Below are 18578 nucleotides of genomic sequence, written 5' to 3'. Positions count from 1 at the left end.
TTAATAATCGATTTCGATCTTTTCATAACCAGACGAAATTAGAGGGGTGCTGCTGGGCCCGCGCCGGAGGGCCGCGACTATGATCGCGAAACGCACATGCCAACGACCAGGAGACACGCCCGATGAGCACCACCACCCCGCGGGCCGCCGCGCCCGCCACCGCCGGGTCGGTACCTTCGGCGCCCGCGCCGCGCATGGGCCGCCTGCGTACCGCGGACGGGCTCGAACTGGCGTCGTACCGCTGGCCGGCCGGCGACGGCGCCGCGCCGCCGCACGCGACGATCGCGCTGGTGCACGGCCTCGCCGAACACGCGGGCCGCTATGCCGCGCTCGCCGGCCGACTGAACGCAGCGGGCATCGACGTGCTGGCGATCGATCTGCGCGGGCATGGCCAGTCGCCCGGCGCGCGCGTGTGGGTCGACCGTTTCGACGGCTACCTGAACGACGCGGATGCGCTGGTCGCCGAAGCCGCGCGCGGCGATGCGCCGCTGTTCCTGATGGGGCACAGCATGGGCGGCGCGGTCGCGGCGCTCTACGCGATCGAACGCGCACCCGCCCGCTGCCACGCGCTGGCGGGCCTCGTGCTGTCGAGCCCGGCGCTTGCGCCAGGGCGCGACGTGCCGCGCTGGATGCTCGCGGTCAGCCGCGTCATCAGCCGTGTGTGGCCCACCTTCCCCGCGATCAGGATCGACGCGGCCCTGCTGTCGCGCGATCCGGCCATCGTCGCGGCCAATCGCGCCGATCCGCTCGTGCATCACGGCGCAGTGCCCGCCCGCACCGGCGCGGAGATTCTCGACGCGATGGCGCGCATCGAAGCCGGCCGCGGCGCGCTGCGCGTCCCGGTGCTCGTCTATCACGGCACCGAGGACAAGCTGACCGAACCCGACGGCAGCCGTTCGTTCGGCGCACGCGTCGGCTCGCCCGATCGTACGCTGACGCTGTACGAGGGCGGCTTCCACGAAACGATGAACGATCTCGAACGCGACCGCGTGATCGACGCGCTGATCGCGTGGATTCACGCGCGCGTGCCGGCGCGCTGAGCGCGCCCTGACCGGCCGGTCGAGCGGGAATCAGATCCCGGCGAGCACGCGCAGGTGCGCGACGACGCTGCGGCCGAGCGCGGACAGGTTGTAACCGCCCTCGAGGCAGCTGACGATACGGCCCTGCGCATGCCGGCGCGCGACGTCGACGATCCGCGCGGTCAGCCATTCGAAGTCGGCCTCGACGAGACCGAGATTGCCGATGTCGTCCTCGCGATGCGCATCGAACCCGGCCGACACGAACAGCATCTGCGGCTTGAATGCGTCGAGGCGCGGCAGCCACAGCATGTCGACGGCTTCGCGGATCGCCATCCCGTTGCTGCGTGCGGGCATCGGCAGGTTGACCATGTTCGGCGCCTGGTGATCGACGCCCGAGAACGGATACAGCGGATGCTGGAAGAAACTGCACATCAGCACGCGCTCGTCGTTCGCGAACGCCGCCTCGGTGCCGTTGCCGTGGTGCACGTCGAAATCGATGATGGCGACACGCTCGATGCCGTGTACGTCGAGCGCGTGCCGCGCGGCGATCGCGACGTTGTTGAAGAAGCAGAAGCCCATCGCGCGCGCCGGCTCCGCATGATGACCGGGCGGCCGGACGCCGCAGAACGCATTCGCGTAGCGGCCTTCGATCACCGCATCGGTCGCCGCGACCGCGGCGCCGGCCGCGCGCAGTGCCGCGCGCCACGTGTCGCGATTCATCAGCGTATCGGGATCGATCTCGACGTAACCGTCGACCGGCGTCATGCTGCGGATGTAGTCGATGTGCGCCTGCGTATGCACGCGGCCGAGCGCGACCTCGCTCGCGAACGGCGCGGTTTCGTGCACGATCAGGTCGTCGATGCGGCTCGCGATCAGTTGATCCTGGATCGCCGACAGGCGGGCCGGACATTCCGGATGCCATTCCCCCATCTCGTGCAGCATGCAGTCGGGGTGCGTATAGAAAGCGGTTGCCATAAGCTGTCGTCCGCGGCGCGCGGTGCGTCGCAGGTCTCCGTCAATGATGTCCATCGTCTGCCGCGAATTCGCCGCTAACTTACCACAACGGCGGCCGGCTTCGGCCCGGCGCGCCGGATGCGTCGGGTATACTGCGCCGAACACAATCGCCCTGTCCGCCCGCTTCGACATGAATTCCAGCAAGCCCGCCGCCCTTCTCTCCGCGCTGTTCCGTGTTCGCGCTCCGCTCGTCGTCGCTGCCGTCGCGGCGGCCCTCGGCACCGCGCCCGCCGTCGCGCAGACGCAGCCGGCGAAGCCCGCCGGCACGCTCGTCGCCCAGGCCCAGCCACAGCAGCCGACGCCGCAAGGCCAGACGTTCGAAGAGGAAATCGTTCCGCAGCGTTACGCGAGCAACGCGAAGGTCGACGCGTTCATCGACGAGATGGTGAGCCGCAACGGCTTCGATTCGGCGAGCCTGCATGCGCTGTTCTCGCGCGTCAGCTACTCGGCCACGGCCGTCAAGCTCGTGAGGCCCGCACCGACGCCTTCGGTGAAGAACTGGCGCGTCTATCGTTCGCGCTTCATCGAGCCGATCCGCATCAATGCGGGCGTGAAGTTCTGGAAGGCGAACCAGGCGACGCTGCAGCGCGCGTCCGAGCAGTTCGGCGTGCCGCCCGAGGTGATCGTCGGCATCATCGGCGTCGAGACGATCTATGGCCGCTACATGGGCAATTTCCGCGTGCTCGACGCGCTGACCACACTGACGTTCGACTACCCGGACACGCCGAATCGCGACAGCCGCCAGGCCACGTTCCGCAAGAACCTCGAAGACTTCCTGGTCTGGACCCGCGACAACCAGCTCGACCCCACCACCGTGCTCGGCTCGTACACCGGCGCGATCGGGATTCCGCAGTTCCTGCCGAGCAGCATCCGCGAATATGCAGTCGACTTCGACGGCACGGGCCACGTCGATCTGCGCAGCAGTCCTGTCGATGCGATCGGCAGCGTCGCGAACTACCTGAAACAGCACGGCTGGGAAACCGACCGCCCGGTGGTCTGGCAAATCACGCCCGATACGGGCAGCCTGGGCATCGCACAGGCCGCCGCCGACGGCCAGCCCGAACCGCACTGGGCGCTGTCGCAACTGCTGCGCGCAGGCATGACGCTGAACGAGCCGACGGTCAACATCACGACCGAAGCCGGCACGCCGGTGACCGTGGTCGACCTGCCGACGCCGGGGCGCGCGACCGAATACATGCTCGGCCTGAAGAACTTCTACGTGCTGACGCGCTACAACCGCAGTTTCTTCTACGCACTCACCGTGTACCAGCTCGGCGAAGCCGTGAAAGCGCAGATGCAAGCGAGCGGCGCGCTCCCGTTGCCTGCGGCGGACACGGAAGCACCTGCACAATAAGCACGCCCGCACAAAACAAAAACGCCGCATATGCGGCGTTTTTTTTGCGTGTGGCGGCAGTGCGTGCCGCCCGGGCTCACGCTGGAAACACGCCCGTGGACAGGTAGCGGTCGCCACGATCGCAGATGATGAACACGATCGTCGCGTTCTCGACCTGACGCGCGATGCGCATCGCGACTTCGCATGCGCCGCCCGACGAAATGCCCGCGAAGATGCCTTCGACCGCCGCCAGCCGGCGCGTCATCGTTTCCGACGCAGCCTGGCTCACGCTCTCGACGCGGTCGACGCGGCTGCGATCGAAGATGGTCGGCATGTACGCTTCCGGCCATTTGCGGATGCCCGGAATACGCGAGCCGTCTTCCGGCTGCGCACCGACGATCTCGATCGCCGGATTCTGTTCCTTCAGATAGCGCGACGTGCCCATGATCGTGCCCGTCGTGCCCATCGCGGACACGAAGTGCGTGATGCGCCCTTCGGTATCGCGCCAGATCTCCGGCCCCGTGCCTTCGTAGTGCGCGACGGGATTGTCGGGGTTGCCGAACTGGTCGAGGATCACGCCCTTGCCCTCGCGCTGCATCTGCTCCGCGAGGTCGCGCGCCAGCTCCATCCCGCCCTTCACCGGCGTCAGGATGATTTCGGCGCCGTAGGCCGCCATGCTCTGGCGGCGCTCGACCGACAGATCCTCCGGCATGATCAGCACCATCTTGTAGCCGCGGATCGCCGCGGCCATCGCGAGCGCGATGCCCGTGTTGCCGCTCGTCGCCTCGATCAGCGTATCGCCCGGCTTGATGCGACCGCGCGCCTCGGCCTTGCTGATCATCGACAGCGCCGGGCGATCCTTCACGGAACCGGCCGGATTGTTGCCCTCGAGCTTCGCGAGCAGCACGTTGTTGCGCGCGCGAATCTCGTCGTCCGGCAGGCGGACCAGTTGCACGAGCGGCGTATTGCCGATCGTGTCTTCGATAGTTTTGTAAGCCATGGATATACCGTGAGTGCGAGGCCGATCAATCGATCGATTGTAAACCAGCACCGGCACGCGCGCCGGCAACCCCTTTGCGACGATGGAATACGCGTACCGCGCGGTTCGCGTTTCGCCGCGCGCGCGGCCCCACGCAAAAAACCCGCGGCATGCCGCGGGAAGCCGTCGCAACGACGGCGACTGAAGGAGCCCGGTGTCGGGTACGCGCGACCCGTTATTTCTGCGCGGTGCGGGCCGGCACGGCGGCGGGCTTCGCTGCCGCCGGCTTGCCCGCGGCCGCCGGCGTCGTGCCCGCGCCCGCCGCCGTACCGACCGTCAACCCTTCCTGCTGAAGCCGCTCGACGGTATGCCCGCCCATGCCCTTCACGCGTGCGGCGAGATCGTCCGCATTCCTGAACGGACCGCGTGCACCGCGCTCGTCGAGAATCGCCTTCGCCCGCGCCGGGCCGATGCCCTTGATGCCGACGAGCGCATCCTCGTTCGCGGTGTTGACGTCGACGGCCGCCCAGGCCGACGCCACTGCGCCGAGCATGACCGCTGCGGCAAACCATTTCCTGATCATGTGCTGGATCTCCGAAGAAAAACGGCCGGCGGCTGCCGACCGTGAGACCCAGTCTATCGATGCAACGCGCCGGTTTAAACCTGGCCGGATAGCCAACGCACGTAGCGGTCGACGCCTTCCTGCACGGTCAGGAACGGTGCGTCGTAGCCGGCCGCGCGCAGTTTCGTCTGGTCGGCCTGCGTGAAGCACTGGTACTTGCCGCGCAGCGCATCGGGGAACGGCACGTATTCGATCAATCCCTGCTCGACCTGCTGCGCGAGCGTCAGCGGCGGCTGGTTGTCGAGCGCGCGCAGCGTATTGACGACCGTCGACGCGATATCGTTGAACGGCTGCGCGCGCCCCGTGCCGAGGTTGAAGATGCCCGACTTCTCCGGATGATCGAAGAAGAACAGGTTCACCTTGGTCACGTCCTCGACCGACACGAAATCGCGCGTCTGCTCGCCCGGCGCATAACCGTTGTACTCGCCGAACAGCTTCACCTTGCCTTCCGCACGGAACTGGTTGAAGTTGTGGAACGCGACCGACGCCATGCGGCCCTTGTGCGTCTCGCGCGGGCCGTACACGTTGAAATAGCGGAAGCCCGCGATCTGGCTCTTCGCGCTCGGCAGCACGCGACGGATCACCTGGTCGAACAGGAACTTCGAATAGCCGTACACGTTCAGCGGCGCCTCGACGTCGCGCGCCTCGACGAAGCGCGTCGAGCCGCCGTAGATCGCGGCCGACGATGCATACAGGAACTGCGTGCCCTGCGCGAGGCAGGTATCGAGCACCGCGCGGCTGTAGCGGAAATTGTTGTCCATCATGTAGCGGCCGTCGGTTTCCATCGTGTCCGAACAGGCGCCTTCATGAAATACCGCGCGTACCTTGCCGAAATCGCCGCGCGCGAAGCGTTCGACGAATTCGGTCTTGTCGAGATAGTCGTCGATCTCGCAGTCGACGAGATTGCGGAACTTGTCCGCGCGCGTCAGGTTGTCGACCGCGATGATGCGCGTCTCGCCGCGCGCGTTGAGCGCGTTGACGATGTTCGCGCCGATAAAACCGGCTGCGCCGGTGACGATGAGGGTCATGATCGTCCTGCCTGAAAAGTGCGAGCCACTCGTGCGGCGCGCTCGTCGCGCCGCCGAATGCGCTCAGTGAAACAGTTCGTTGTAGTCCACGGTGGCCGTGCCGAGCTTGCCGACCACGATGCCTGCCGCGCGATTCGCGAGCACCACAGCATCGACGAGCGGCACACCGGCGCCGAGCATCGTCGCGACCGTCGCGATCACGGTGTCGCCCGCGCCCGACACGTCGAACACTTCGCGTGCGAGCGCCGGCGCATGCAGTTCGCCGCCCGCGGAAAAGAGCGTCATGCCCTCTTCCGAACGCGTGAGCAGCAGCGCGTCGATGCCGAGCTCCGCACGCAGGGTCGCGACGCGCGCGCGCAGGTCGTCTTCCGATTTCCACTGCCCGACCACCTCGCGCAGTTCCGCGCGATTCGGCGTGATCAGCGATGCGCCGCGATAGCGTGCCCAGTCGTCGCCCTTCGGGTCGACCAGCACCGCCTTGCCGGCCGCACGCGCCTTCTCGATCATCGTCGTGACGTGCGTGAGGCCGCCTTTCGCGTAATCCGACATCAGCACGACGTCGTGCTGCGGCAGCAGCGCATCGAAGCGCGCGAGCCCCGCGAGCAGCACCTCGTGCGTCGGCATCGCCTCGAAGTCGACGCGCAGCAGTTGCTGCTGGCGCGCGAGCACGCGCAGCTTGATCGTGGTCGGCAACGCCGGATCGCGCTCGAGATGCGGCGTCACGCCGCTGCTGCCGAGCAGCTCGACGATCCGCTCGCCGGGTTCGTCGCAACCGACGACGCACAGCAGCCCGGCCTGGCCGCCGAGCGTCACCGCATTGCGCGCCACGTTGGCCGCGCCGCCGAGCCGCTCTTCCTGACGCTGCACGTGCACGACCGGCACCGGCGCTTCAGGCGAAATGCGATCGACGTTGCCGAACCAGTAGCGGTCGAGCATCACGTCGCCGACGACGAGCACACGCGAACGCGCGAGTTGCTCGCGCGGCACCGGAACGACTTCACGAAGAGTATTCATCGTACGTTCAGCCACGGGAAAACGACTGGGGATCGACGTACGGCCGACCGATCGCGTAGTAGTCGATGCCGAGTTCGGCCATCGCATCCGGCTCGTACAGGTTGCGCCCATCGAAGATCACCGGCGCTTTCAGCTCGGCCTTCAGGCGCGTGAAATCGGGGCTGCGGAATTCCTTCCACTCGGTCACGATCACGAGTGCGTCCGCGCCCGTGACCGCGGCGTCCTGCGTGTCGACGAGGTGCAATCGCGCCAGCACGTCGGCATCGTCGCCGAAATCCAGCGCGAACACGCGCCGCGCTTCGTCGACGGCAACCGGATCGTAGGCGCGCACGGTCGCGCCGCGCTCGAGCAGCGCGGCGATCAGGCGGCGGCTTGGCGCCTCACGCATGTCGTCGGTGTTCGGCTTGAACGCCAGGCCCCAGACTGCGAACTCGCGGCCCGTCAGGTCGGCGCCGAAACGCTGCTCGATCTTGCCGATCAGCACGTCCTTCTGCGCATGGTTGGCGGCCTCGACGGCCTCCAGGATACGCAGCGGCTGGCCGTTCTCACCCGCGGTGCGGATCAGCGCCTGCACGTCCTTCGGGAAGCACGAGCCGCCGTAGCCGACGCCGGCGTACAGGAAGTGATAGCCGATGCGCGGATCGGAGCCGATCCCGCGGCGCACGGCCTCGATGTCGGCGCCGACCTTGTCGGCGAGATTCGACATCTCGTTCATGAACGAGATGCGCGTCGCGAGCATCGCGTTCGCCGCGTACTTCGCGAATTCGGCCGAACGCACGTCCATGTAGATCGTGCGCTCGTGATTGCGGTTGAACGGCGCGTAGAGCTTCTTCATCTTCTCGCGTGCGATCGTGCCGGTTTCGTCGTCGTCGACGCCGATGATGATCCGGTCCGGGCGCATGAAGTCCTCGACCGCGGCGCCTTCCTTCAGGAATTCCGGGTTCGACACGACCGAGAAGCGATGCGCGACGCTGCCCGCGAGCCCGCGTGCGGCCAGCGCCTCGTCGACCACGCCGTGCACGCGCCGCGCGGTGCCGACCGGCACCGTCGACTTGTCGACGATCACCTTGAAGCCCGTCATGTGGCGGCCGATGTTGCGCGCGGCCTCGAGCACGTATTGCAGGTCGGCCGAGCCGTCCTCGTCGGGCGGCGTGCCGACCGCGATGAACTGGATCTCGCCGTGCGCGACGCTCGCCTCGATGTCGGTCGAGAAGCGCAGGCGCCCCGCCGTGCGGTTGCGTGCGATGATGTCCAGCAGCCCCGGTTCGTGAATCGGCATCCCGCCGTTGTTCAGGATGTCGATCTTGCGCGGATCGACGTCGAGACAGAAGACGTCGTGACCGATCTCCGCGAGGCACGCGCCCGTGACGAGGCCGACATAGCCGGTGCCGATGATGGTGATTTTCATAGATGTTCCGGTACTTCCCGGTAATAGACTAACTTGGCCGCAGCGCGTTGGCTCCGCGTGCCGGGATCAGCCCGGCATCGCGGGTTCGACGCGGCGCGGCGCATAGGTTTCCCAGCCGCTGCATCCGGGGCACTGCCAGTAGAAGAGCCGTGCCCGGAAACCGCAATTCTGGCACGTATACCGCGGCAGATTTTTCGTACGCTGCTTGATCAGCGCACGCATCATTTCAAGTTCCTTACGACGCGGTTCGTCGGCCGCCGCGATCTGCGCATCGAGCAGGTGCAGCATCCCCGACAGGTTCGGCGACTTTTCCATCTGCGTGCGCGCGAGCGTGTGCGCCTCATCCTGGCCGCGCAACCCGGCGATATGCTGATAGGCGATGTCGAGCAGGTCGTTCGACGGATAGCGATCGACGTACCCCATCAGCAGCTCGGCGCCTTCGACGTTCTTGCCGAGCGCGACGTACGCCTTCATCAGCTTGTCGGCGACGAGCGGCAGATACGCCGGGTTCTGCGCTTCGACGCGCTTCCAGTGCTCGATTGCGGCCGCGTGGTCGCCCGCCGCTTGCGCCGCGTCGCCGGACAGGATCGTCGCACGGACGTTCTGCGGATTCACGGTCAGCGCACGGCGCAACTGTTCGGCCGCCACGTCGGCCTGCTTGCGCTGCAGCGCGTCCTGCGCGAGTTCGCAGTGAAACTGCGCAATTTCGATGCCGAGCGGCTTGTCGCTCATCGATTCGATACGTTTCGCCGTATCGATCGACTTGTTCCAGTCCTTCTCGATCTCGTAGATCGTCAGCAGCGCCCGCTGTGCGCCGAGCGCGTAGTCGCCGTCCGCGAGCTTGTGGAACGCCTCTTCGGCGCGATCCAGCAGGCCGGCCTTCAGAAAATCCTGACCCAGTTCGTACAGCGCGTGGTCGCGCTCGTTGACCGGCAGGTCGGTGCGGCTCAGCAGGTTCTGGTGCACGCGGATCGCGCGGTCGGTCTCGCCGCGACGGCGAAACAGGTTGCCGAGCGCGAAGTGCAGCTCGACCGTTTCGGGGTCGAGCTTGGCCACCTCGATGAACGCATCGATCGCCTTGTCGGGTTGTTCGTTCAACAGAAAATTCAGGCCGCGAAAATACGAGCGCGGCAGGTTAGCGCTCTCCGACAGGAGATTCTTCAGGTCATAGCGTGACGCCGCCCAACCGAGCGCGAACGCGACCGGAATCGCGAGCAACCACCAGAAATCCAGATCCATGCGAAATATCGAAGCAGAGACGAAAACCGCGCGAGGAATCGCGCGGCGTCCGGGGTTAAATGACGGGCGGCATCGGCGGCTGGTCGATGACGGCAGGCGTTTCGCGCGCCGCACGCAGATCGCGCTTCAAACGCCCGTTCTCGAGACGCAAACGAAAGATCGAAGGCAGCGCGGACAGCAGGCCGGCCAGCAGCCCCACGGCGAAGAATGCCAGGCCGATCAGGATCAGCGGCGCTTGCCATGCATAGCCGGCAACGAAATTCAGCGTCGCGGTTTGTGTATTGGCCAGCGCAAGCACCAGCAGCAGGACGAACACCAATACCCGGATCAGCCAGACGATAAACTTCATGAAGCCCTCTCTTTGTTGAGGTTTGCCGCGGCGCGCGACTCCCCTTCGTCGCACCGAATCGACCCGTATTGTAAAGGAAGCGTTTCCGCGGCTGCGCAGATCCTGTGCGCGGCGTTGCGGGTCGGTTACCGGACATGCCGCCGGAAATGAAAAAAGCGCCCACAAGGGGCGCTTTTCTTTTCAGCCTTCGCCGGACAGGTTCCGGGCTCACCGAACGACGCTCAACGCTCGTCGTCCGGATCGTCAGCCTTCAGCGGTTCACCGGCGCGGCCGTCGACGCGTTCACGCAATTCCTTGCCAGGTTTGAAGTGCGGCACGAACTTCTCGGGCACCTGCACTTTCTCCCCCGACTTCGGGTTGCGTCCGACGCGCGCCGGGCGACGATTGAGGCCGAAGCTGCCGAAACCCCGAATTTCAATGCGATGCCCTTTCGCCAGGGCGTCGGACATCGCATCGAGCATCGTTTTCACCGCGAAATCCGCATCCTTGAGGACAAGTTGCGGAAATCGCGATGCCAGCTGCGCGACCAACTCGGATTTGGTCATACTTCAGCAGACCTCGTAAGGCTTACTGGTTCTGGCCGTCGAGCTTCGCCTTCAGCAGCGCGCCGAGGTTGGTCGTACCGGTCGCAGCAGCGCTGGAGTCCGACTGCAGGCCGCGGATCGCTTCCTGTTGTTCAGCCGAATCCTTCGCCTTGATCGACAGGTTGATGCCGCGCGACTTGCGATCGATGTTGATCACCATCGCGTTGACCTTGTCGCCTTCCTTCAGCACGTTGCGTGCATCTTCGACGCGATCCTGCGAGATTTCCGACGCACGCAGGTAGCCTTCGATGTCGCCCGTCAGCGTGACGACCGCACCCTTCGCATCGACCGTCTTCACGACGCCGTCGACGATCGAGCCCTTGTCGTTCATTGCAACGTAGTTGCTGAACGGGTCGCCTTCGAGCTGCTTGATGCCGAGCGAAATGCGCTCCTTCTCGACGTCGATACCGAGCACGATTGCTTCGACTTCGTCGCCCTTCTTGTACTTGCGAACGGCTTCTTCGCCGGCTTCGCTCCACGACAGGTCCGACAGGTGGACCAGGCCGTCGATGCCGCCCGGCAGACCGATGAACACGCCGAAGTCGGTGATCGACTTGATTGCGCCCGTGATCTTGTCGCCCTTCTTGAAGTTGCGGCTGAAGTCATCCCACGGATTCGGCTTGCACTGCTTCATGCCGAGGCTGATACGACGACGGTCTTCGTCGATCTCGAGGACCATGACTTCGACTTCGTCGCCCAGCTGGACAACCTTCGACGGCGCGACGTTCTTGTTGGTCCAGTCCATTTCCGACACGTGGACGAGGCCTTCGATGCCCGATTCCACTTCGACGAATGCGCCGTAGTCGGTGATGTTCGTGACCTTGCCGAACAGGCGCGTGCCCGACGGGTAACGGCGCGAGATGCCTTCCCACGGATCGTCGCCCAGTTGCTTGATGCCCAGCGAGACGCGGTTCTTCTCTTGGTCGAACTTGAGGATCTTCGCGGTGACTTCCTGGCCAACCGACAGGACTTCGCTCGGGTGACGCACGCGACGCCATGCGATGTCGGTGATGTGCAGCAGGCCGTCGATGCCGCCGAGGTCGACGAATGCGCCGTAGTCGGTGATGTTCTTGACCACGCCGTTGACGATCGCGCCTTCCTTCAGCGTCTCGAGCAGCTTCGCGCGCTCTTCGCCTTGGGTTGCTTCGATCACTGCACGACGCGACAGCACGACGTTGTTACGCTTGCGATCGAGCTTGATCACGCGGAACTCGAGCGTCTTGCCTTCGTACGGGGTCGTGTCCTTGACCGGACGCGTGTCGACCAGCGAACCCGGCAGGAACGCGCGGATGCCGTTGACCATCACGGTCATGCCGCCCTTCACCTTGCCGGTGATCGTGCCGGTGACGAGTTCGTTGTTGTCGAGGGCCTTTTCCAGCGACAGCCACGATGCAAGGCGCTTCGCCTTGTCGCGCGACAGGATCGTGTCGCCGTAGCCGTTTTCGAGTGCGTCGATCGCGACGGACACGAAATCGCCCGACTGCACCTCAACCTCGCCCTGATCGTTCAGGAATTCCTCGATCGGAATGTAAGCCTCGGACTTCAGGCCTGCATTGACGACCACGAAGTTGTGGTCGACGCGCACGACTTCGGCGGAAATCACTTCGCCGGCGCGCATGTCTTGGCGGGTCAGCGACTCTTCGAACAGAGCCGCAAAGGATTCGGTATTCGGGGTGGAGGTTTGCAGGTCGGACATAAAAATCTGATTGTGCATGGCTCGCTGTGCCACGCCGGCCGGAATGGCAGGCTGAAAGGGCCAGATCGAGGACCACACGGGGTTAAGGGTTCGAAACACGCTCCGCGCTTGCGACGCGAAGCACCTACCGCTGCCCGCCTTCTCAGGCGGGCTGGCCGAGCGCCCGGTACCACTGCAGCACCTGATCGACCGCTTCATCGACCGAAAGCGCCGACGTATCGAGCAGCTTGGCATCTGCCGCAGGCTTCAGCGGCGCGGCTGCGCGATTGCTGTCGCGCGCGTCACGTTCACGAAGATCCCGTAGCAAGTCATCTATATTAGCAGAAAAACCTTTTTGCATCAATTGCTTATGCCGTCTGGTCGCGCGCGCCTCGGCGCTGGCCGTCAGGAACACCTTCAGCACGGCGTCCGGGAAGATCACCGTGCCCATGTCGCGCCCGTCCGCGACGAGGCCGGGTGTCTTGCGGAATGCGCGCTGGCGCGCGACGAGCGCGGTGCGCACGGGGCCGTGCACGGCAATGGCCGACGCGCGGTTGCCGACCGCTTCGGCACGAATGTCGTTCGACACGTCGACGCCGTCGAGCTGCGCGCACCCTTCACGGAACGTGATGTGCAGATCGTCGATCAGCTTCACCAGCGCGTCGATGTCCTCCGCGGCGATCCCGTAGCGCACGCTCGCGAGCGCGGCGAGCCGGTACAGCGCGCCGCTGTCGAGCAGGTGGAAGCCGAGGTGCGCGGCGACGAGCGCCGCGACGGTGCCCTTGCCGGAAGCGGTCGGGCCGTCGATCGTGATGACGGGAGTCGGGTGAAAGGGTCGGGTCGATTTCATCGGAACAGTGGGTCAGGCCTTGGCGAGCGCGGCGAAGCGGTCGAAATAGTCGGGGAACGTCTTGCCGACGCACTTCGGATCGTTGATCCGCACGGGCACGCCGCCGAGGCTGACGAGCGAGAAGCACATCGCCATCCGGTGATCGTCGTACGTATCGATCGCCGCGTTCGGCGTGAGCTTTTCCGGCGGCGTGACGACGAGATAGTCGGGGCCTTCCTCGACGATCGCGCCGACCTTGCGCAGCTCGGTCGCCATCGCGGCGATGCGGTCCGTCTCCTTCACGCGCCAGCTCGCGATGTTGCGCAGCGTGCTCGCGCCGCTCGCGAACAACGCCGCAACCGCGATGGTCATCGCCGCGTCGGGAATCAGGTTGAAGTCCATGTCGATCGGCTCGAGCTTGCCGTGATCGTGGCCGATGCCGCGCACGTCGATCCAGTCGTCGCCCATCGTCACGTTCGCGCCCATCTGCATCAGCGCGTTCGCGAAACCGACGTCGCCCTGGATGCTCGCGCGCCCCACGCCCTCGACCCGCAGCGGGCCGCCGCCCAGTGCACCGGCCGCGAGGAAGTACGACGCGGACGACGCATCGCCCTCGACCATGATCCGTCCCGGCGACTTGTAGCGAACGCCGGCCGGCACGACGAAGCGCTGCCAGCCGTCGCGCTCGACGGTCACGCCGAAGCGCGCCATCAGCCGGATCGTGATGTCGATGTACGGCTTCGAGATCAGTTCGCCGTCGACTTCGACGACGGTCGTGCCGTCCTTCGTCTTCACGAGCGGCAGCGTCATCAGCAGCGCGGTGAGGAACTGGCTCGACACGTCGCCGCGCACGCGAATCGGCGCATCGACCGCAATCGTCGCGGGCTTGATCCGCAGCGGCGGGTAGCCTTCGTTCAGCTCGTAGTCGATCTGCGCGCCGATCTGGCGCAAGCCGTCGACGAGATCGCCGATCGGCCGTTCGTGCATGCGCGGCACGCCGTGCACGCGATAGTCGCCGCCGTTTACCGCGAGCGCGGCGGTCAGCGGCCGGACGGCCGTGCCCGCGTTGCCGAGGAACAGGTCGGCCGTCTTCGCGGTGAACGCGCCGCGCGTGCCGGTGACCACGCAGGTGTCGCCGTCGCGCGCGAGCTTCACGCCGAGCTTGCCGAGTGCGTCGAGCATCACGCGCGTGTCGTCGGAGTCGAGCAGGTTGGTGATCGTCGTTTCGCCTTCGGCGAGCGCCGCGAGCAGCAGCACGCGGTTCGAAATGCTCTTCGAGCCGGGCAGGCGCACGGTACCCGAAGCGCTGGAGTACGGGCCGAGATCGAGGTAGTCCATGGGAATCGTCCTGTTATTTCTTGACCGGTTCGGCAGCGGGCGCGCCGCCGCGCTCCTGCCATGCCTTGCGTGCGGCGCGCGAGCGCGTGAATACGGCTTCGAGCGCCGCGCCGTCGCCGGCGTCGATCGCCGCACGCAACCGCGTGAGCACGCGCGTGTAGCCGTCGAGTTCGTCGAGCAGCGCCGCGCGGTTCGCGACGCACACGTCGCGCCACATTTCCGGGTTCGACGCCGCGATACGCGTGAAATCGCGGAAACCACCGGCCGCGTACGAGAATTTCAGTTCCGCGTCGGCCTCGCCGAGAATCTGCTCGACGAGCGCGAACGACAGCACGTGCGGCAGATGGCTGATCGACGCGAATACGCGATCGTGCTGCTCGGTGCTCATCATGCGCACGTCGGCGCCGGTCGCCCGCCACATCGCGTCGATCCGGGCCACCACGTCGGGCGCGTTCTCCGGCAGCGGGCACAGCACGACGTTGCGGCCGACGTAGAGGTCCGGCAACGCCGCCTCGACGCCGCTCGATTCGCGCCCCGCGATCGGATGACCGGGCACGAACTGCGCGATCCGCGCGCCGAGTACGTCGCGCGCAGCCGCGACGACGTCGGACTTGGTGCTGCCGGCATCGGTGACGATCGTCGCGCCGTCGAGCCACGGCGCGATGCGCGCGAGCAACGGGCCCGTCTGCGCGACGGGCGCGGCCAGCAGGACGAGATCGGCGCCGGCAAGCGCGTCGCGCAATTGCGCGTCGTCGTCGAGCGCCGCCGCGCGGTCGATCACGCCGAGCGAGCACGCACGTTCGACCGACGCGCGCGAACGGCCGACGCCGACGATCTCGCCCGCGCCGCCCGGCGCGCGCTCGCGCAGCGCGCGGGCCAGCGATCCGCCGATCAGGCCGACGCCGAAGATGACCAGTTTGTTGAATGCAAAGCCTGACACGACAAGAGCCAAGTTACGCGCGCGAAACGACGCCCCGCACGCGGAATTCCAGATTCCGGGCAACGGGCCCGCACCCGGCGCCACCTGCGCCGGATACCGCCCGAACCCGCCTTCGGCAGCGGACCGGCCTGCCCTGCCCGCCCCGCCTGCGCCAAGCACGCGACGGCCGCCGCGCGTCAGCGTGCGCGCGGATACGAACCGAGTATCTTCAGGAACGCGGCCTTCTGGCCGAGTTCCGCGAGCGCGGCCGCCACCGCCGCATCGTCACGGTGCCCTTCGATGTCGATATAGAAGTAGTACTCCCACGTGCCGACGCGCGCCGGACGCGACTCGAAGCGCGTCATCGACACGCCGTGCCGTGCGAGCGGCTCGAGCAACTTGAACACGGCGCCCGGCTCGTTCTTCACGGACACGATCAGCGACGTCTGGTCGTGACCGCTCTGCCCGGCCGGCTGCTTGCCGACGATCACGAAGCGCGTGCGGTTGTGCGGATCGTCCTGGATCAGCGAGAACGCGATCTGCAATCCATAGTGTGCGGCCGCGCGGTCGCCGGCAATCGCCGCGACGGTCGGATCGGCCGCCGCGAGGCGCGCGGCCTCCGCGTTGCTCGCCACGGCCTGCCGCTCGAGCTGCGGCGCATTCGCCGCGAGCCACTGCTGGCATTGCGCGAGCGCCTGCGCATGCGCGCAGACGCGCGTCACGCCGTCGAGCGTGCCGCTCTGCGTGAGCAGGTTGTGATGGATCGGCAGCGCGAGTTCGCCGCTGATCACGAGCTGGGTCTGCAGCAGCAGGTCGAGCGTGCGCGATACCGCGCCTTCGGTCGAATTCTCGACCGGCGCGATGCCGAACGCGGACGCACCGGCCTCGACCGAGCGGAACACCTCGTCGATCGACGGGCACGGCAGCCCTTCGATCGACTGGCCGAAATACTCGAGCATCGCCTGCTCGCTATACGTGCCGACCGGCCCGAGGAACGCGACGTGGATCGTCTGCTCGAGCGCACGACTCGCCGCCATGATCTCGCGCCAGATCGCGCTGATGTGCTCGCTCGCGAGCGGCCCGGCGCTCATGTCCTGCAGCCGCGCGATCACCTGCAGCTCGCGCTCGGGCCGGAACACCGGCGCGTTGAAATGCTTCTTGACCTCGCCCACCTCGAGCGCCACCGCGGCGCGCTGGTTCAGGAGCGCGATCAGCTGCGCGTCGATCGCGTCGATGCGGTCGCGCAGCGGTTTCAGGCGGGAATTCAGTTCGTCGTCCATGCGTTTTGCCGTGCTGTTTGAGCAGCGCCGCCGTCAGGCGCCGCGCTGCTCGAAGTCCTTCATGTACTCGACGAGCGCCTTCACGCCCTCGAGCGGCACCGCGTTGTAGATCGACGCCCGCATGCCGCCGACGGACTTGTGGCCCTTCAGCTGCAGCAGCCCGCGCGCCTTTGCGCCGGCAAGGAAGTCTTCGTTGCGCGTTTCGTCGGCCAGGAAAAACGGCACGTTCATCCGCGAACGTGCTGCCGGCTCGACCTTGTTCAGATAGAAGCTGCTCGCGTCGATCGTGTCGTAGAGCAGCTTCGATTTTTCGATATTGCGGGCCTCGATCGCTTCGAGGCCGCCCTGCCGCTTCAGCCACTGGAACACGAGGCCCGCGATGTAGATCGCGTAGGTGGGCGGCGTGTTGTACAGCGAGTTGTTCGCGGCGATGGTCTTCCATTCGAACGCGGACGGGCAGATCGACAGCGCGCGATCGAGCAGATCCTCGCGCACGATCACGACCGTCACGCCGGCCATCCCGATGTTCTTCTGCGCGCCGCCAAACAGCACGCCGTACTTCGCGACGTCCATCGGACGCGACAGGATGTGCGACGAGACATCCGCGACCAGCGGCACGTCGCCGAGATCGGGGATCTCGAACGTCTCGACGCCGTCGATCGTCTCGTTGGTGCACAGATGCACGTAGGCGGGATCGTCCGACAACTGCCATTCCGCGCGCACGGGCGCACGCGTGAAGCCGTCTTCCGTCTTGCCGCTCGCGGCCAGATGCGGCGTGCAGAACTTGTTCGCCTCGCCGAACGATTTCTGCGACCACGAACCCGTCACGACGAAGTCGGCCGTCTTGCGCGCGCCCAGCAGGTTCATCGGCACGATCGCGTTTTCCGCGATGCCGCCGCCCTGCAGAAACAGGATCCGGTGGCTCGCCGGCACGCCTAGCAGGTCGCGCAGGTCGGTCAGCGCGGCCTCGTGGATCGACATGAATTCCTTGCCGCGATGGCTCATCTCCATCACGCTCATGCCGCTGCCGTGCCAGTCGAGCATTTCGTCGGCGGCCTGCCGCAGCACTTCCTCGGGCATCGCCGCAGGGCCGGCGGAGAAATTAAAGACGCGCATCGTGAAAACCTCGGGAGGGACGCGACCGGCTTGTCGCCGGCAAAACGCGCCAGAAAAGAAATGGCCGCTTGCGCTCGCGCGCAAACGGCCATTATCGCACTGTCGTCAGGCTCCCGCCAAACCCGGCCGAACGGCCGGGGGCGCGCGCCCGGACAGCTTACTTGCCCGGCTTGACTGCTGCGACTTCCTTGTCAGCCTGCGTACGCGTTGCCTGGATCGCTTGCGGCATGTACTTCTGCATCAGGCCGTTGACCACGTCGCGACCGACCTGATCCTGAACCTGGATGAACTTGCGGCCCGTCGGGCTCTTGTAGAACGTCGTCAGATCCTTGATCTCCGACGTGCTGTAGTACTTCGCGTACGCGTCGTACTGAGCCGACATCGCGTCGCTCTGGAACTGTTGCGTGCCGAACACCTTGCCCGCGCCGTCGACCAGCTTCGGCACCGCGTTCTTCTGCAGCGTCGGAACGGCAGCCTGCTTCTGCTTGTCGTTCAGCGTCTTGTTTTCCGACAGCGCGTCCGACAGGATGGCCGGCACGAGCTGCTTGGCCTGCATTTCGGCGCTGTTGCCGATTGCCGACACGAGCTTCGGCGCGTCGATCGCGTCGAGCAGATCCTTGATCGCTGCCTTCTTGTCGGCGTCGATCGGCGCAGCTGCCGCCGGAGCAGCCGGTGCGGAATTCGACAGCGCCTGCGCCATCGCGAAAGTCGGCACCAGTGCAGCCAGCAGAACCAGTTGCTTGAATTGCTTTTGCATCATCACTCCCTTTTGGAAATATGAATGGTTGCTCGCCGGCCGCGGCGCTTTTCGCCCGCGGCGGCCAGAGTCTCA

Annotated in this window: 18 protein-coding genes; 2 read left to right on the top strand and 16 right to left on the bottom strand. The window is 66.2% G+C overall.

All coding sequences use genetic code 11. The features are described 5' to 3' along the window. Positions 1–122 precede the first annotated feature (122 nt). Entirely contained in the window at positions 123–1040 is a 918-nt protein-coding gene (locus GJG85_RS05215; RefSeq protein WP_204383725.1) for an alpha/beta hydrolase, read from the top strand. A 30-nt stretch (positions 1041–1070) separates the two neighbouring features. Here the strand turns inward: GJG85_RS05215 and GJG85_RS05210 are convergent, their stop codons facing one another. Beyond that, complete coding sequence (locus GJG85_RS05210) at positions 1071–1994, bottom strand: histone deacetylase family protein (RefSeq protein ID WP_050011533.1); 924 nt, start codon at positions 1992–1994, stop codon at positions 1071–1073. A gap of 43 nt (positions 1995–2037) precedes the next feature. Between GJG85_RS05210 and mltB the strand changes: the two genes are divergently transcribed. Next, positions 2038–3387, top strand: a complete 1350-nt coding sequence (mltB, locus tag GJG85_RS05205) for a lytic murein transglycosylase B (protein WP_080334139.1) — start codon at positions 2038–2040, stop codon at positions 3385–3387. Between the two features lie 76 nt (positions 3388–3463). On the opposite strand, the gene cysM is transcribed toward mltB, so the two are convergent. The 15 genes from cysM to GJG85_RS05130 all read right to left on the bottom strand — a co-directional run bounded on the left by cysM (position 3464) and on the right by GJG85_RS05130 (position 18503). After that, on the bottom strand, positions 3464–4366 hold the full coding sequence (cysM, locus tag GJG85_RS05200; protein WP_050011535.1) for a cysteine synthase CysM: 903 nt from the start codon (positions 4364–4366) through the stop codon (positions 3464–3466). A gap of 214 nt (positions 4367–4580) precedes the next feature. Continuing rightward, positions 4581–4928, bottom strand: a complete 348-nt coding sequence (locus tag GJG85_RS05195; RefSeq protein ID WP_050011536.1) for a helix-hairpin-helix domain-containing protein — start codon at positions 4926–4928, stop codon at positions 4581–4583. Between the two features lie 74 nt (positions 4929–5002). Beyond that, positions 5003–5995, bottom strand: coding sequence for an ADP-glyceromanno-heptose 6-epimerase (rfaD, locus tag GJG85_RS05190; RefSeq protein WP_050011537.1), 993 nt, complete (start codon positions 5993–5995; stop codon positions 5003–5005). Positions 5996–6058: 63 nt separating this feature from the next. Beyond that, the gene (gene rfaE1, locus GJG85_RS05185) at positions 6059–7009 is read right to left on the bottom strand and encodes a D-glycero-beta-D-manno-heptose-7-phosphate kinase (RefSeq protein ID WP_080334140.1); all 951 of its coding nucleotides are present in this window, start codon (positions 7007–7009) and stop codon (positions 6059–6061) included. Between the two features lie 7 nt (positions 7010–7016). After that, on the bottom strand, positions 7017–8417 hold the full coding sequence (locus GJG85_RS05180) for a UDP-glucose/GDP-mannose dehydrogenase family protein (protein ID WP_050011539.1): 1401 nt from the start codon (positions 8415–8417) through the stop codon (positions 7017–7019). 66 nt (positions 8418–8483) lie between these two features. After that, a complete protein-coding gene (lapB, locus tag GJG85_RS05175) occupies positions 8484–9656 on the bottom strand; it encodes a lipopolysaccharide assembly protein LapB (protein WP_050011540.1) in 1173 nt (390 codons plus the stop codon). A 55-nt stretch (positions 9657–9711) separates the two neighbouring features. Beyond that, positions 9712–10005, bottom strand: coding sequence for a LapA family protein (locus GJG85_RS05170; protein WP_012328123.1), 294 nt, complete (start codon positions 10003–10005; stop codon positions 9712–9714). A gap of 221 nt (positions 10006–10226) precedes the next feature. Then, complete coding sequence (locus tag GJG85_RS05165) at positions 10227–10550, bottom strand: integration host factor subunit beta (protein WP_006486894.1); 324 nt, start codon at positions 10548–10550, stop codon at positions 10227–10229. Between the two features lie 22 nt (positions 10551–10572). Beyond that, positions 10573–12303 carry a 30S ribosomal protein S1 gene (gene rpsA, locus GJG85_RS05160; RefSeq protein ID WP_011694214.1) on the bottom strand — a complete coding sequence of 577 codons (1731 nt, stop codon included), beginning with the start codon at positions 12301–12303 and terminating at the stop codon, positions 10573–10575. Between the two features lie 124 nt (positions 12304–12427). Continuing rightward, positions 12428–13114 carry a (d)CMP kinase gene (cmk, locus tag GJG85_RS05155; protein WP_006476573.1) on the bottom strand — a complete coding sequence of 229 codons (687 nt, stop codon included), beginning with the start codon at positions 13112–13114 and terminating at the stop codon, positions 12428–12430. A gap of 12 nt (positions 13115–13126) precedes the next feature. After that, positions 13127–14431, bottom strand: coding sequence for a 3-phosphoshikimate 1-carboxyvinyltransferase (gene aroA / locus GJG85_RS05150; protein WP_204383724.1), 1305 nt, complete (start codon positions 14429–14431; stop codon positions 13127–13129). Between the two features lie 13 nt (positions 14432–14444). Next, positions 14445–15371 carry a prephenate dehydrogenase/arogenate dehydrogenase family protein gene (locus GJG85_RS05145; protein ID WP_204383722.1) on the bottom strand — a complete coding sequence of 309 codons (927 nt, stop codon included), beginning with the start codon at positions 15369–15371 and terminating at the stop codon, positions 14445–14447. A gap of 176 nt (positions 15372–15547) precedes the next feature. Further along, the gene (gene pheA, locus GJG85_RS05140; RefSeq protein ID WP_050011543.1) at positions 15548–16630 is read right to left on the bottom strand and encodes a prephenate dehydratase; all 1083 of its coding nucleotides are present in this window, start codon (positions 16628–16630) and stop codon (positions 15548–15550) included. Between the two features lie 33 nt (positions 16631–16663). Further along, positions 16664–17746, bottom strand: coding sequence for a 3-phosphoserine/phosphohydroxythreonine transaminase (serC, locus tag GJG85_RS05135; RefSeq protein ID WP_050011544.1), 1083 nt, complete (start codon positions 17744–17746; stop codon positions 16664–16666). Positions 17747–17903: 157 nt separating this feature from the next. After that, a complete protein-coding gene (locus GJG85_RS05130; RefSeq protein ID WP_006486966.1) occupies positions 17904–18503 on the bottom strand; it encodes a DUF2059 domain-containing protein in 600 nt (199 codons plus the stop codon). Between the last annotated feature and the right edge of the window lie 75 nt (positions 18504–18578).

The sequence above is a fragment of the Burkholderia sp. MS389 genome, assembly GCF_016899425.1.
GTDB classification, from domain to species: domain Bacteria; phylum Pseudomonadota; class Gammaproteobacteria; order Burkholderiales; family Burkholderiaceae; genus Burkholderia; species Burkholderia sola.
Note: the sequence above shows the minus strand (reverse complement) of the source record. Positions and strands in the feature narration are given on the sequence as shown.